Annotated in this window: 15 protein-coding genes; 10 read left to right on the forward strand and 5 right to left on the reverse strand. The window is 61.7% G+C overall.

Features of this window, described 5'->3' with window-relative positions; genetic code table 11:
* The first annotated feature begins 73 nt into the window (after positions 1-73).
* The 5 genes from tsaB to PspCFBP13528_RS06205 all read left to right on the forward strand — a co-directional run bounded on the left by tsaB (position 74) and on the right by PspCFBP13528_RS06205 (position 3,628).
* Positions 74-760, forward strand: coding sequence for a tRNA (adenosine(37)-N6)-threonylcarbamoyltransferase complex dimerization subunit type 1 TsaB (gene tsaB / locus PspCFBP13528_RS06185; protein ID WP_137199815.1), 687 nt, complete (start codon positions 74-76; stop codon positions 758-760).
* 160 nt (positions 761-920) lie between these two features.
* Positions 921-1,211 carry a hypothetical protein gene (locus PspCFBP13528_RS06190; protein WP_065891953.1) on the forward strand — a complete coding sequence of 97 codons (291 nt, stop codon included), beginning with the start codon at positions 921-923 and terminating at the stop codon, positions 1,209-1,211.
* Positions 1,211-2,071, forward strand: coding sequence for a DUF72 domain-containing protein (locus PspCFBP13528_RS06195; RefSeq protein ID WP_065951912.1), 861 nt, complete (start codon positions 1,211-1,213; stop codon positions 2,069-2,071). Before PspCFBP13528_RS06190 ends, PspCFBP13528_RS06195 begins: the two co-directional genes overlap by 1 nt.
* A gap of 27 nt (positions 2,072-2,098) precedes the next feature.
* Positions 2,099-2,926: an isocitrate lyase/phosphoenolpyruvate mutase family protein gene (locus PspCFBP13528_RS06200; protein WP_065951913.1), complete on the forward strand. Its 828-nt coding sequence runs from the start codon at positions 2,099-2,101 to the stop codon at positions 2,924-2,926.
* 3 nt (positions 2,927-2,929) lie between these two features.
* Positions 2,930-3,628, forward strand: coding sequence for an extensin family protein (locus PspCFBP13528_RS06205; RefSeq protein WP_137199816.1), 699 nt, complete (start codon positions 2,930-2,932; stop codon positions 3,626-3,628).
* Positions 3,629-3,631: 3 nt separating this feature from the next.
* On the opposite strand, the gene PspCFBP13528_RS06210 is transcribed toward PspCFBP13528_RS06205, so the two are convergent.
* Complete coding sequence (locus tag PspCFBP13528_RS06210) at positions 3,632-4,252, reverse strand: energy transducer TonB (RefSeq protein WP_065951915.1); 621 nt, start codon at positions 4,250-4,252, stop codon at positions 3,632-3,634.
* Between the two features lie 96 nt (positions 4,253-4,348).
* Here PspCFBP13528_RS06210 and PspCFBP13528_RS06215 point away from each other — a divergent pair, with 96 nt between their 5' ends.
* On the forward strand, positions 4,349-5,131 hold the full coding sequence (locus tag PspCFBP13528_RS06215) for a class I SAM-dependent methyltransferase (RefSeq protein WP_065951916.1): 783 nt from the start codon (positions 4,349-4,351) through the stop codon (positions 5,129-5,131).
* A gap of 72 nt (positions 5,132-5,203) precedes the next feature.
* Here the strand turns inward: PspCFBP13528_RS06215 and PspCFBP13528_RS06220 are convergent, their stop codons facing one another.
* A complete protein-coding gene (locus tag PspCFBP13528_RS06220; protein ID WP_137199817.1) occupies positions 5,204-5,857 on the reverse strand; it encodes a TetR/AcrR family transcriptional regulator in 654 nt (217 codons plus the stop codon).
* A gap of 93 nt (positions 5,858-5,950) precedes the next feature.
* On the opposite strand from PspCFBP13528_RS06220, the gene PspCFBP13528_RS06225 reads away from it, so the two are divergent.
* The 3 genes from PspCFBP13528_RS06225 (at position 5,951) to PspCFBP13528_RS06235 (ending at position 10,461) form a co-directional block, all read left to right on the forward strand.
* A complete protein-coding gene (locus tag PspCFBP13528_RS06225; RefSeq protein WP_065951918.1) occupies positions 5,951-7,051 on the forward strand; it encodes an efflux RND transporter periplasmic adaptor subunit in 1,101 nt (366 codons plus the stop codon).
* Between the two features lie 6 nt (positions 7,052-7,057).
* A complete protein-coding gene (locus PspCFBP13528_RS06230) occupies positions 7,058-10,117 on the forward strand; it encodes an efflux RND transporter permease subunit (RefSeq protein ID WP_137199818.1) in 3,060 nt (1,019 codons plus the stop codon).
* Between the two features lie 128 nt (positions 10,118-10,245).
* Positions 10,246-10,461, forward strand: a complete 216-nt coding sequence (locus tag PspCFBP13528_RS06235; RefSeq protein WP_065951920.1) for a hypothetical protein — start codon at positions 10,246-10,248, stop codon at positions 10,459-10,461.
* 66 nt (positions 10,462-10,527) lie between these two features.
* On the opposite strand, the gene PspCFBP13528_RS06240 is transcribed toward PspCFBP13528_RS06235, so the two are convergent.
* Genes PspCFBP13528_RS06240 through plsB form a run of 3 tightly spaced genes read right to left on the reverse strand, consistent with a single transcriptional unit; the run spans position 10,528 to position 14,197 of the window.
* Positions 10,528-11,217, reverse strand: a complete 690-nt coding sequence (locus PspCFBP13528_RS06240) for a DUF4197 domain-containing protein (RefSeq protein WP_065951921.1) — start codon at positions 11,215-11,217, stop codon at positions 10,528-10,530.
* 22 nt (positions 11,218-11,239) lie between these two features.
* On the reverse strand, positions 11,240-11,641 hold the full coding sequence (locus PspCFBP13528_RS06245) for a YbaY family lipoprotein (RefSeq protein ID WP_065951922.1): 402 nt from the start codon (positions 11,639-11,641) through the stop codon (positions 11,240-11,242).
* 51 nt (positions 11,642-11,692) lie between these two features.
* Positions 11,693-14,197 carry a glycerol-3-phosphate 1-O-acyltransferase PlsB gene (gene plsB, locus PspCFBP13528_RS06250; RefSeq protein ID WP_137199819.1) on the reverse strand — a complete coding sequence of 835 codons (2,505 nt, stop codon included), beginning with the start codon at positions 14,195-14,197 and terminating at the stop codon, positions 11,693-11,695.
* Between the two features lie 179 nt (positions 14,198-14,376).
* Between plsB and PspCFBP13528_RS06255 the strand changes: the two genes are divergently transcribed.
* Entirely contained in the window at positions 14,377-14,586 is a 210-nt protein-coding gene (locus tag PspCFBP13528_RS06255; protein WP_065886074.1) for a cold-shock protein, read from the forward strand.
* Positions 14,587-14,616: the final 30 nt, after the last annotated feature.

Below are 14,616 nucleotides of genomic sequence, written 5' to 3' on the forward strand. Positions count from 1 at the left end.
ATTGACAACGGCCCGCTTGCGGGCCGTTGTTGTTTATACTGGCGCACTTTTTTCGACTTGGACACCCACACCCATGAGCACCCTGCTGGCCCTGGACACCGCGACTGAAGCTTGCTCGGTTGCCTTGCTGCACGATGGCAAAGTAACCAGCCACTACGAGGTGATCCCGCGCCTGCACGCGCAGAAGCTGTTGCCGATGATCAAGCAACTGCTGGAAGACGCCGGCACCAGCCTGGCCGCCGTGGATGCCATCGCTTTCGGCCGTGGCCCCGGCGCGTTTACCGGCGTGCGCATTGCCATTGGCGTGGTGCAGGGCCTGGCGTTTGCGCTGGAGCGTCCCGTATTGCCAGTCTCCAACCTGGCGGTACTGGCCCAACGTGCGCTGCGTGAACATGGCGCCTCGCAAGTGGCGGCGGCGATCGATGCGCGGATGGATGAAGTGTATTGGGGCTGCTACCGCGAGACGGCGGGCGAGATGCGCCTGGTCGGCGTGGAAGCGGTGCAGGCACCGGAATCATCCGTACTGCCCGACGATGCGCTCGGTGATTGGTTCGGCGCTGGCACCGGTTGGGGATATGGGGCGCGGATCGGCGTCCAACTGACTGGCCAGGACGCCACGATGCTGCCCCATGCAGAGGATTTGCTGACCTTGGCGCGCTTTGCATTCGAGCGTGGCGAGGCCATCGCGGCAGATCAGGCGGCGCCGGTGTACTTGCGCGACAAGGTCGCGCAAACCAAGGCGGAACGCGGGATTATTTGACGCCAAAAATGATGGCATTTTGAGTTAAATTTCGCCAATCGTCAGAATTCGCACCGGTTTTTAAACCTTTTACCAATTATGTGTTCTAGTTATCACCAGAGCATTTGCGCGCTACGGATCGCGCCACTAAAATGCCATTACTGATAGCGAGTTCGCGCCTATGCGTATTGATGGCTTTTCCTCACAGTCGTACCCGATCAAGCGTAAGCCGCGCAAGGCGAACGCTACGGTGGACGATTCGGTCGAGGACTCGCCGGATTTCATTGAAGTCCAATCCGACGCGCAGGCCGGTACCCAAGCACGTATCAGCGGTCTTCCCGCCCGTCAGCAAGACATGGTCTTCCCCCGCTCCATGAGCAAAAGCGTAGCGACGGCCCTGGCCAGCTACCTGACCACCGCCGGTTTTGTCGAATGGGATATGGAAGTGCTGGGTCTCGATATCCACATCTGATGCGCCTGCCTTACTACATCGGCTGCCCGTCCTGGAGTGAAAACGCCTGGCGCGAGTACCTGTACCCCGCCGATGCACGTTCCAACGATTACCTCGGGCTCTACGCCCAGGTCTTCAACGCCGTTGAAGGCAACACCACTTTTTATGCTCGACCCTCGGCCGCGACCGTGCAGCGCTGGGCCGACATCATGCCCGATGACTTTCGCTTCACCGCCAAATTCCCGGGTGATATCAGCCATGCCGGTGACTTGCGCGAACAACTGCCGGCGGCGGAAAGTTTTATCGGCTTGATGAGCCCGCTGGGCGAGCGTGTGTCGCCGTTGTGGCTGCAACTGTCGAAGGGTTTTACCCCGCACCGCCTCGGTGAGCTGGCCGGGTTCCTCGATGGCATTGATCGTCCACTGGCGGTTGAAGTGCGTCACGATGAGTTCTTCGCCAAAGGCGAGGCCGAGCGCATGCTCAACCGCCTGTTGCGTGACCGTGGCGTCGAGCGCGTGTGTCTCGATCCGCGCGCGCTGTTCAGTTGCACCTCCACCTCGGCGGCCGTCCTGCATGCCCAATCGAAAAAGCCCAGAGTGCCCCCGCGTCCGGCGGCGTTGACTCAATGTCCCCAAGTGCGCTTTATCGGGCACCCCGAGCTTGAAGCCAACGATCCGTTCCTGATGCCCTGGGTTGAAAAGATCGCCAGTTGGATCGAAGAGGGGCGCACCCCCTACATGTTCCTGCACACCTCGGACAACCGCCTCGCCGCCCAATTGGCCTTGCGTTTCCATGACCAACTGATGGCACGTTTGCCGGGGCTTGCGCCGCTGCCGACCTTGCATCGAGAACCCGTGGCGGAGCAACTGGGGTTACTCTAGGGCTCTTTTCCCCGCCAGGAGCCCGTCATGGATGCCCAAACCCTTCGCGCCGAAAGCTTCAAAGCCCTGCACGCGCGTGACCGTGCCTTTGTGATGCCCAACCCGTGGGATGCCGGTTCCGCCATTATGCTTGCCAGCCTGGGCTTCGAAGCGTTGGCCACCACCAGCGCGGGCTTTGCGTTCAGCCTGGGGCGGCCGGATGCCGAAGGCGCGCTGTCGCTGGAGGACACCCTGGGCAACGCCGGCAGCATCGTCCGGGCGACTGCGCTGCCGGTCGCCGCTGACTTGGAAAACGGTTTCAGCGACACCCCCGAAGGCTGTGCCCAGACCATTCTGCGAGCTGCCGCCACCGGTATCGTCGGTGGCTCCATCGAAGACGCCACGGGCGTTGCCGCCGACCCAATCTACCCCTTCGACCTGGCCGTCGAGCGCGTCGAGGCTGCCGTCGCTGCCGCCCGCAGCCTGGCATTTCCCTTCACGCTGACGGCTCGCGCAGAAAACCTCCTGCATGGCCGCCTGGATTTGCCCGACACCATTCGCCGCCTGCAAGCCTACGCCGAGGCGGGCGCCGATGTGCTGTATGCGCCGGGCCTGCGCAGTGCCGAGCAAGTGCTGGCGGTGGTCAAGGCCGTCGCGCCCAAGCCGGTGAATGTATTGATGTCCGGTGGCTTGAACCTCAGCGTCGCGCAGTTGAGCGAACTGGGCGTGCGCCGCATCAGCGTGGGCTCGGCCCTGGCCCTGGCGGCCTATGGCGAGTTCTATCGGGCGGCACAGGAGGTCTACGGGTTGGGCACCTTCACCTTTACCGAGCGCAAGATGCCGTTCGATCAGGCCAACCAATTCTTCAAGGGCTAAGCCATGCGGTCGATCGGGTGGATGGGCACGTTGCTGCTGCTCGGCGGCGCTGTTGCGGTGGGCGTATGGCGGGGCTGGGTGCCGGTGCCGGACGAGTGGAACCCCTGGGCACCGCTGGATGTGCGCGCCAGTCCGAACCTGTTGACGCGCTACAAGTTGGGGCGGCTGCAGGATGATCCGTTGCTGTGCGACCAGGTGCTGAAAACCTCGGGGTTGCGGGTGACCCGCCAGGCGGACTCAGCCCCCGACGCGGCCTGCCCGTTGCGCAACACGTTGCGGGTACAGGGCGGGGAGGTGGGCTTGAGCAGCAGTTTTCTGGCCAGTTGCCCGTTGGCCGTAGCCTTTGCGTTGTTCGAGCGGCACAGCCTGCAGCCGGCGGCTCAGGCGATCTATGGCGAAGCGGTGACGCGGGTCGACCACCTGGGCAGTTTTGCCTGTCGTAATATCTACAACCGCGCCGAAGGCCGCCTCAGTCAGCACGCCTCGGCCAATGCCCTGGATATCGCCGGGTTTCGCCTGGCCGATGGACGCCGTATCAGTGTGCTCAAGGATTGGCCGGGCGACGGCGCTGACGCACGGTTTCTGCGCCAAGTGCGTGACAGTGCGTGTAACGCTTTCAACGGGGTGTTGAGCCCCGACTACAACGCCGCACACAGTAACCATTTTCATCTGGACATGGGGCGCTGGTGGGTGTGCCGCTAAGCGTCAGGCGGCCAGGCGCAAGTTGTTGACGATCAACGGGCGTGCCCAGTGGTAGTCAAAATCCAGGGCCTTCTGTTGTTCGACCAGATCCTGTTCGGTGAACGGGGTCGCGGGCGGTGGCAGCAAGTCCAGCTCGAACTCGGCAATCGGCAGCTGCAGCGGGCGGGGTTGCGGCGCCGGGCCGGGTTCAGCGACGGGTTGGCCCGCGTTCAGGACAATCGGGCGTACCCAGCCGCTTTCGAAATGCTGCTGGCGTTGCTGGGCGATGATCTCTTCGTCAGGGAACGGCGCGGGCGCGGGGGGCAGCAGCTCGGTCTCGAATTCGGCAATCGGCAGGAACAGCGGCTCAGGCGGGGCGACCTCGGTGTCTTTCACGTCACACTCACGCTGGGTGAGGATCTGCGCCAGCAGGTCGGCGCCTTCGCTGGGTTCCACCGCCGAATCCTGCGGTGCAGGCGCCGTGGCGGCCAGCGCGCCCGGCGTAGCACCGAGCTGTTCGGCCAGGGCACGGGCGAAGAAGTCCTGCCACACATGGCTCACCCCGGCCAGCGCTTGAGTATTGCGCAGGCCGTAGTGGTTGTGGGTCGGCAGTACACCGATAGTTAGGGGAAGAATGTCTGACATTTTTCTCGGTCGACGCTCAGCTCTGGCAAAATACCTGACTGTTGTTTTTATCGGCCGGTATTGGCCGATCCTTAATATTTTCGAGCGTAGCGATTGATGAGCGAACAACCAGCGGCCAGCCGCATTCGGGTCGAGGCCTTGGCCGAAGAATTCCAGGCCCGCGCCGAGCAGTGGGCTGCGCTGCTGGGCTTGCCTGTGCAACTCGATGCGGCGGATTTTTCCCTGCAGGTCGGGGAACAGGGCCTGCAATTGCAACAGCTCGGGCCGGACGCGCCGGGCCCGGTGCGGGTCGACTTTGTCGAAGGTGGCGCGGCGCACCGGCGTTTATATGGCGGTGGCAGCGGGCAGATGATCGCCAAGGCGGTGGGCGTCGCCCAAGGCGTGCGTCCCCGTGTGCTGGACGCCACGGCGGGCTTGGGCAAGGATGCATTCGTATTGGCAAGTCTGGGCTGTGAGATGAGCCTGATCGAGCGTCAGCCGTTGATTGGTGCGCTGCTTGAAGACGGCCTGGCACGCGCCGCGCAGGATTTTGACGTGGCACCGATCGTGGCGCGCATGAAGCTGCACAAGGGCAATGCCATTGATGTGATGCTCAATTGGCAAGGCGAGCCGCCGCAAGTGATCTACCTGGACCCGATGTTCCCGCACCGCGAGAAAACCGCCCTGGTGAAGAAGGAAATGCGCCTGTTCCGGCCACTGGTCGGTGATGACCTGGATGCACCGGCCTTGCTCGCGGCGGCCCTGGCCCTGGCCAGCCACCGCGTGGTGGTCAAGCGCCCGCGCAAGGCACCGTGCATTGACGGGCCCAAACCGAGCCATGCGCTGGAGGGCAAGTCCAGTCGTTATGACATTTATCCCAAGAAGGCGCTCAAGGTTTAGGTTTCAAGCCTTAAGCCTTAAGCCTCAAGCTGCAAGCTGCAAGCTGCAAGCAAAGGCGCCTTTCACTTGCAGCTAAACGCTTGCGGCTGCCCCCCTCCCATACGCCCGCATGAACAACCCCACTACCTCCCGAACATGCTCTTCGGCAGCTTCTTCGCTCAGTTGCCCGCCGCAGCCATACAGCAAGCGGAAATTCGCCGTGCCCTTGAGTAGGCAAAAAAAGTGCTCCGCGGCCTTGAAGGGGTTGTCGATGCTCAGTGCGCCGCCCTGGTCAATCTTGCCGAGCAGGCGCTCCATGCCTTGCAGCATGCGCATGGGGCCGGCTTCAAAGAAGATTTGTGAGAGTTTTACGTCCTGATTGCCGGTGGTCATCATCAAGCGATGCAGGTTCACCGACTCCTCACTGTTGATCAACCGATGGAAGCCCCGCGCGATGTTCAGCAGCACGGTCTCCACAGGCATGCCTGCAGGCAGCTCGAAGTACATCACCGGCAATTGCTCTTCACACTTGGCCACCACCGCTGCGGTGAACAGGTTCTCCTTGTCGGTGAAGTGGCTATAGACGGTGAGTTTCGATACCCCGGCCGCAAGCGCGACGGCGTCCATGCTGGTATTCGCGTAACCCTTGCTCAGGAACAACGATTTGGCGGCCTCGAGGATTGCCTGGCGTTTTGCCATGTCCTTGGGGCGCCCGGGACTAGGGGTGTTTACAGGATTGTCGGACATTTTCACCTTTAATACTGGACTGGTGAGTTTGGTATTAATAACATACCGGCCAGTATAATTATTCCAAGCCTCATTTGCGAAAGGTCCCACAGCATGCGCAGCACTTTCCTGCCCTTTGCGTTGCCTGTCAGCCTGATCTTCCTGTTGGCCGCCTGCGGCCATGAAGAAGCGGCCCCCACTGCCCCCCGCCCGGCCATGGTGGTGCAACCCCAGCCCCTGGCGCAGTCGATGGACAGCTATCCCGGTGAAGTGCGCGCCCGCTATGAGCCGGACCTGGCTTTCCGCATCAGTGGCAAAGTCAGCAAGCGCCTGGTGGAAGAGGGCGAGCGGGTCAAGGCCAACCAGCCGTTGGCCGAGCTCGACCCCCAGGATGTGCGCCTGCAACTGGAAGCCAGCCGTGCCCAGGTGGCTGGCGCCGAGGCCAACCTGAGCCTGGTGCGCGCCGAGCGTGACCGCTACAAGACCCTGATGGATCGTCAGATGGTCAGCCGATCCCAGTACGACAATTCCGAAAATCTTTATCGAGCCGGTGTTGCGCGCCTCAAGCAGATCAAGGCTGAGTTCGACGTGTCCAGCAACCAGGCCGGGTATGCCGTGCTGCGTGCGCCCCAGGACGGTGTTGTGGCCAAGCGTGCGGTTGAAGTGGGCCAGGTCGTCTCCGCTGGCCAAACCGTGTTCACCCTGGCCACCGATGGCGAGCGTGAAGTACTGATCAGCCTGCCGGAGCAAGGCTTCGGCCGCTTCAAGATCGGCCAGCCGGTATCGGTTGAGCTGTGGAGTCAGCCGGATCAACGCTTTGCCGGACGCATTCGCGAGCTGTCGCCCGCCGCCGATCCGAAGTCGCGCACCTTCGCTGCACGGGTGGCGTTCACTGGCGGCAAAGTCCCTGCAGAACTCGGACAGAGCGCTCGGGTATTCATACCGATCAACGGTGTGATGCCTCTGTCGGTGCCGCTGTCTGCCCTGAGTGCGGAGAACGGCGCGTCTTATGTCTGGCGTGTGGCGCCGGACAACACCCTCAAGCGCACCCCCGTGCGCATCGGCGCATTTGGCGAGAAGAACGTGCCGGTACTCGAAGGCCTGGCGCCCACCGACTGGGTGGTCGCGGCGGGTGTGCATGTGCTCCATGAGGGCCAGCAAGTGCGCCCGGTGGATCGCGCCAACCGCGTGGTGAATCTGGCGGCCAAGGAGTAGTCCCCGATGGGTTTCAATCTTTCCGAGTGGGCGTTGCGTAATCGCCAGATCGTACTGTTCCTGATGATCCTGCTGGCGGTCGTCGGCACCTTGTCTTACACCAAACTGGGGCAAAGCGAAGACCCTCCCTTCACCTTCAAGGCCATGGTGATCAAGACCAACTGGCCAGGAGCAACCGCCCAGGAAGTGTCACGCCAGGTCACCGAGCGCATCGAAAAGAAACTGATGGAGACCGGCGAGTACGAGCGCATCGTCTCGTTCTCGCGGCCCGGCGAGTCCCAGGTGACCTTCATTGCCCGCGACGCCATGCACTCGGCGCAGATTCCCGAGCTGTGGTACCAGGTGCGCAAGAAGATCAGCGATATCCGTCAGACCTTGCCAGCGGATATCCAGGGGCCGTTTTTCAACGATGAGTTCGGCACCACGTTCGGCAATATCTACGCCTTGACCGGTGACGGTTTCGACTACGCCGTGCTCAAGGACTACGCCGACCGTATCCAGATTCAGCTGCAGCGGGTGCCGGACGTGGGCAAGGTCGAGCTGCTCGGCCTGCAGGATGAGAAGATCTGGATCGAGCTGTCCAACCTCAAGCTCGCCACCCTCGGCCTGCCATTGGCCGCTGTGCAGCAAGCCTTGCAGGAGCAGAACGCGGTGTCGACCGCCGGCTTCTTTGAAACCCCGAGCGAACGGGTGCAGTTGCGGGTGTCGGGCAACTTCAAGAGTGTGGAAGAAATCCGTAACTTCCCTGTTCGGGTGGGGGACCGAACCTTTCGGATCGGCGATGTCGCCGATATCAAGCGTGGGTTCAACGACCCACCGGCACCGCGCATGCGTTACATGGGCGCCGACGCCATTGGCCTGGCCGTGGCCATGCGTGATGGCGGCGACATTCTGGTGCTGGGCAAGGCACTGGAGCGTGAATTCGCACGCTTGCAGAAGAACCTTCCGGCAGGCATGGAGTTGCGCAAGGTCTCGGACCAGCCGGCAGCGGTGAAGACCAGCGTCGGCGAATTCGTCCAGGTACTGGCCGAAGCCTTGGCCATCGTGTTGCTGGTGAGCTTCTTTTCCCTGGGCGTCCGCACCGGCATGGTGGTGGCCCTGGCGATTCCGCTGGTGCTGGCCATGACCTTCGCCAGCATGTATTACCTCGGCATCGGCCTGCACAAAATCTCCCTGGGTGCCTTGGTGCTGGCCCTGGGCTTGCTGGTGGATGACGCGATCATCGCGGTGGAGATGATGGCGATCAAAATGGAGCAGGGCTTCGACCGGATCAAGGCCGCAAGTTTTGCCTGGACCAGCACCGCCTTCCCCATGCTGACCGGCACGTTGATCACCGCCGCGGGTTTTTTGCCGATTGCCACCGCGCAATCGAGTACCGGCGAGTACACCCGGTCGATCTTCCAGGTGGTGACCATTGCACTGCTGGCCTCATGGGTCGCTGCGGTGGTGTTTGTGCCGTATCTGGGCGAAAAGCTGCTGCCGGACCTGGCGAAAATACATGCGGCCAAGCACGGCACCGACGGTCCGGACCCCTATGGCACGCCCTTCTACCAGCGTGTAAGACGGTTGGTGCAGTGGTGTGTACGTCGGCGCAAGACCGTGATCGTCCTGACCCTGTTGCTGTTTGTTGGCGCGGTCGGGCTGTTTCGTTTCGTGCCGCAACAATTCTTCCCGGCCTCGGGTCGCCTGGAGCTGATGGTCGACCTGAAACTGGCCGAAGGTGCCTCCCTGAGCAACACCGCCGACCAGGTCAAACGCCTCGAGGCCTTGCTCAAGGAACACGCCGGCATCGACAACTACGTGGCCTACGTGGGCACCGGTTCGCCGCGTTTCTACCTGCCGCTCGACCAGCAACTGCCGGCTGCCAGCTTCGCGCAATTTGTGGTGTTGGCACACACCATCGAAGAACGCGAAAGCCTGCGCACCTGGCTGATTGGAACCCTTGACGAACAGTTTCCTGACCTGCGTTCGCGCGTTACCCGCCTGGAGAACGGTCCGCCCGTGGGCTACCCGGTGCAGTTTCGCGTGACCGGTGAGCACATCGAAGAAGTCCGCGCCCTGGCGCGCAAAGTCGCGGCCAGGGTTCGCGAGAATGCCCACGTGGTCAATGTGCACCTGGACTGGGAAGAGCCGAGCAAGATCGTCTATCTGAATATCGACCAGGACCGCGCCCGGGCGCTTGGCGTGAGCACCGCCAACCTGTCGAAATTCCTGCAAAGCTCCCTGACCGGCGCCACCGTCAGCCAGTACCGGGAGGACAACGAGTTGATCGAGATTCTTCTGCGCGGCACCGTCCATGAACGCACCGAGTTGTCGCTGCTGCCAAGCCTGGCGGTACCGACCGATAACGGTAGAAGTGTGGCCCTGGCGCAGATTGCAACCCTCGAGTATGGCTTTGAAGAAGGCATCATCTGGCACCGTAATCGCCTGCCGACAGTGACCGTGCGCGCCGATATCTACGGCAAGGAACAACCCGCGACCCTGGTCCAGCAGATCCTCCCGACCCTGGAAGACGTGCGCGCCGAGTTGCCTGACGGCTATTTGCTGGAAGTCGGTGGCACGGTTGAAGACTCTGCGCGCGGACAGAACTCAGTGAAGGCCGGCGTGCCATTGTTCATCGTGGTAGTGCTGACCTTGCTGATGCTGCAACTGCGCAGCTTCTCACGCACGGTGATGGTGTTTCTGACCGCGCCCCTGGGCTTGATCGGCGTCACGTTGTTCCTGCTGGTGTTTCGTCAGCCGTTTGGTTTCGTGGCTATGCTCGGCACTATTGCCCTGTCGGGGATGATCATGCGCAACTCGGTGATATTGGTGGACCAGATCGAACAGGACATCAAGGCGGGGCTGACGCCCTGGCAGGCGATTATTGAAGCCACGGTCCGCCGCTTCCGGCCGATCGTTCTGACGGCACTCGCGGCGGTACTGGCGATGATTCCACTGTCACGCAGTGTGTTCTTCGGGCCGATGGCGGTGGCAATCATGGGCGGGTTGATTGTGGCGACGGCGCTGACGCTGCTGTTTCTACCGGCGCTTTACGCGGCGTGGTTCAGGGTTAAACAGGAATGACGATGGTTATGGCGGGGAACGTTTCTTAAGGTTTCGCCACTCATGGACTACCTGATTACAGGTATTCGGCCCGTCGGACTTCACGCCGGCTGGCCGGATCTCAAATCTGATGATTCAAGGAGCAACCAATGGGACTATTCATCGGTAAATCGTTGAGCGTTTCGGTCAACAGCAGCTTTGGCGGGGGCAACTGCGCCAAACCCAAACCACCAGCAGATGACTGCAATGACAATTGCAAACCCAGGCATGACAGTCATGGCGGTGGCGGCTCGATCAAGTTCGGTTTGAGCGTGATGCCACTGGGCGCAGTGATCTTTGGCGGGCTGGCCGGCAAGTTGTTTTAACGGTGCAGTAAGTCAGTGGGCCCGGGCAGGTGATCTTTCCCCACCTGCTCGGGTGCCCACAGGTGTTTACAGGGCGCCAAACACTTTCTTGGCAAGGCTGGTGGCGGCAGCTGCCGGATTCTTGCGAATCGTTTCTTCCTGCTGCGCGATCATCTTGAACAAGCCGTCCAGTGCCTGTTCGGTCACGTAGTTTTCAACGTTGGCGCTTTTGGCATCCACTGCGCCGAACGCCGCTGCCTTGCCGGCGAGCGCGTTGTACTGCTGGGCCACGCCGACCTTGTCGGTTGCGGCCTTGACGATGGGCAGGAATTTGGCGCGGATTTGTTCGCGGCTGCTCGTGTTCAGGTACTGGGTGGCTGAATCCTGACCACCGCTGAGGATGCCTTTGGCATCGGTCACGCTCATGTTTTTCACGGCATTGACCAGGATCGGCTGGGCCTGGGTCACAGCGGTTTCCGCGGCTTTGTTCATACTGGTTTCCAGCTGGGTGACCTGATCGCCCATGCCGAACATCTTCAGCTTGTCAGCGACCTTGCCCAGCTTGCCCGGCAGGCCGATTTTCACCTCGGGGTTGTTGCTGAAACCACCGGGCGTGCCCAGTTGTTTCACCGCGATCTGTGCGCCTTGGGTCAAGGCATCCTTCAGGCCGCCGCTGGCGTCGCCCTGGGACAGGCTGCCAAGGTCCAGTGCCATGGCGTTGGCGCCCAGTAGCAGTCCGGCGAACAGGGCGGTGAGGCGAAGAGGGTTACGGAGCATGGGCGCTTCCTTATGGTTGAATTCAGTGGGCTGGCGCGTCGACACGCAAGCGCAGTGGCTGTGGGTCCTGGCCGTTGAGTTGAACTGCATGGCGCTGCGTGGTGATGAACAGTAGCTTGCCATCCACCTCGATGCGAGCGCTGACCGAGTAGCTGTGACCAGGCTTGACCTGCGCCGGGTCATAGCTCAGGTGAAACGGCAGCGGTACCTGGCCCTTGATCGGGCCTTTCTGTTCGGCCAGGACTACGGCGGGAGCATCCATCAAGGACACATCCTGCAGGCTGACGCTCAAGGTGGCGGTTGGCGGCAGTGCGATGCGTTGCAGGTAGAACACTTCGCCGTCGAGGCTGGCCTTTGGGGCGGGGGGCATGGATTGGCAGGCTCCGAGCAGGGCGGTGAGGCCCAGGAGGATAATCTTTTTCATGGTGCAGCTCCTTTTCAACGGCGCCGGAAACCGCCCGGCGCCTTGTTCAATCTAGCGGGTTTGCGCAGGTTCCACCGCTTGCTCGGTCACGCCATCGACGCGATGCAGCGCCACCTGGCGAATCGACAGGCGAATGTCCGCCGGCAGTACCCGTTTCGCCGCGCCTTCCGCCAGTTCGCCGAGCAGGTCGTGGTAACTCAGCTTGCCGGCTTCATCGCGGCGCAGCACATCTTGCTCCAGCAAGGTCTGGATGAAATGTCGGAAAAGGCTCTTGTCGAAGAATTCCGGGGCATTGAGGCCATGCAGGATCGACAGGCGCTGGGCCATGATTGTGCACAGGTCCTCCAGTTCTTCGGCGCTGATGCTGTTCCGGCCGCTGTTGAGCAGCAGCGAAATCGCCATGTAGAAGCGCTGCAAGGTTTGGGCGATGCTCTTGGACAGCAGGGTCAGCAGTACAAAGTGCCGCGAACTCGGCGCCGCGCGCAGATACACGTTGTTTTCAAAGCGCAGCAGGCCCTGTTCGACAAAGGCCTCCAGCCACTGGTCAACCACGCCATCCAGCTCTTCCAATGACCAGCGGATAAACAACTCCGATTGCAGGTATGGATAGAGCGCCTGGGTATAGCGCAGGATCTGCTCGCGGCTCATCCGCGAACTGCTCTGGAAAAAGCTCGCCAGCAGGGCCGGCAGGGCGAAGATGTGCAGCACGTTGTTGCGGTAATAGGTCATCAGGACGGCATTTTGCTCATCCAGATAGACAATCTTGCCCAGGGCATCGCTTTGCTCCGACAGCAGGTCCATGTCCTTGACGTGCTTGATCAGCGCCAGGCCATCGCCCTCCGGCAGGGTGGTGTGGGGTGAATAAGGCACGCGGCGCAGCAGCGCCAGGTACAGGTCCAACTGGCGGGCCATGGCTTGTTCATCCAGGGCCAGGCGGGTGGTCGACAGCAGTGCCAGTGCCACCAGGTTCACCGGGTTCACCGCGGCGGCTTCGTTGAGGTGGCGGGCCACCTTTTCGCTGAGGCGGTGGGTGGTTTCATTCAGCCACGCCGGCTTGAAGTTCGGGCCCAGTTCCTGGGCGCGCCAGTCCGGTTGCTCGTGGTCGAGAAACTCCGCCAGCTTGATCGGCTCGCCGAAGTTGACCGCGACCTGGCCGAAGCGCTGCTTGAGCGCGCCGACGACTTTGAAGATATCGAAGATCGACTCTTTCTTCTTGCTCGCACCGCGCAGTTCGCCAAGATAGGTGCGGCCTTCGAGCACGCGTTCGTAACCGATGTACACCGGCACGAACACGATGGGCATGCGCGAAGAGCGCAGGAAACTGCGCAGGGTGATGGCCAGCATCCCGGTTTTCGGCTGCAGCATGCGACCGGTGCGCGAGCGGCCGCCTTCGACGAAGTACTCCACCGGGAAGCCCTTGGTAAACAGGGTGTGCAGGTATTCGTTGAACACCGAGGTGTACAGCGGGTTGCCCTTGAAGGTGCGGCGCATGAAAAACGCACCGCCACGGCGCAGCAGGCTGCCGATCACGGGCATGTTCAGGTTGATGCCGGCGGCAATGTGCGGCGGGGTCAGGCCGTTCTTGAACAGCAGGTAGGACAGCAGCAGGTAATCGATATGGCTGCGGTGGCACGGCACGTAGATCACTTCGTAGCCTTGGGCAACCTGTTGCACGCCCTCGATGTTATTGACCTTGATGCCGTCGTAAATCTTGTTCCAGAACCAGCTCAGCACCACTTCCAGAAAGCGGATCGCCGTGTAGGTGTAGTCCGAGGCGATTTCGTTGCCATAGCGCAGGGCCAGGGCCTTGGCTTTATCCGGCGATATCTTTTCGCGCTCGGCTTCATCGGCAATGGCCTGGCGCACCAGGGGCATATTGACCAAACCCTTCACCAGATTGCGCCGGTGGGACAGGTCGGGGCCGATCACGGCGGTCTTGAGGTTACGAAAGTGCACACGCAGGATGCGCTGGGCCATTCTTACGGTGCGTTCGTGCCCTTTATTGTGCTCGATCAATTCACGCAGGTTGATGGGCGCGGAGAATTGCACGCGGGTCTTGCGGCCGAGGATCAGGATGCTCAACAACCGGCGCAGACGCCCGGTGACCGCCCAACTGTCGGCGAACAACAGCTTCCAGGGGCTGGACTCGCTTTCGGGGGATTGGCCCCAGAACACGCTGACCGGAATGATTTGTGCATTCTCTTCGGCATGTTCGCTCAGGGTGTTGACCAGGCGCGTCAGGGTTGGCGGTGCGCCGCGCTTGTCCTGGCGCCCGAGCCAGTCCGGCTCCGGCGTGAGGTAGAAGAACGCCGCAGGTTCCATCAACGGGCCTACCGATACCGGCAGCACCGGGCGCGGCAGGCCAGCCTTGGTGCACTCGGCATCGACCACGGCCAGTTCGGTCAGGGAGGGCGATTGCAGGACGTAAAACACCGGCCGGCTGCGGTCCAGGTTAAGGGTTAGGGACGACTGGTTGATCGTCTCCGAGCGAACCCAGAGGTACAACAGTCGGCGCAAGGTGCCAAACACCAGACGGCGGAACGGGGAGCGGGTCATAGGCGAACTGCTTCAAGTGGAAAAAACCGAGCAGGCGCTCGGGCGGGTAGTGTGCCGTATCCGCTGAAAATCGGCAAAAAAGCAGCGATGTAAAGTTGAGTTGATGGTTTTTGAGCGTGTCTTATACTCGGCAGTTCAACGCCAGCGACTCAATAATAAAAACCAGTGGGAGTGAACAGATGACAACGCGCGAAACCGGCAATGTGAAGTGGTTCAACGATGCAAAGGGCTACGGCTTTATCCAGCGTGAAGATGGCAAGGATGTGTTCGTGCACTACCGCGCCATTCGCGGTGACGGGCACCGCTCGTTGGCCGAGGGCCAGCAGGTGGAGTACGCCGTGGTGACGGGCGAGAAAGGCTTGCAGGCCGAGGATGTGGTCGGCCTGTAAGGCCGAGCTGCAGGTAACAAGCTTCGAGCT

The sequence above is a fragment of the Pseudomonas sp. CFBP13528 genome (assembly GCF_005233615.1).
GTDB classification, from domain to species: Bacteria; Pseudomonadota; Gammaproteobacteria; order Pseudomonadales; family Pseudomonadaceae; genus Aquipseudomonas; species Aquipseudomonas fluorescens_AM.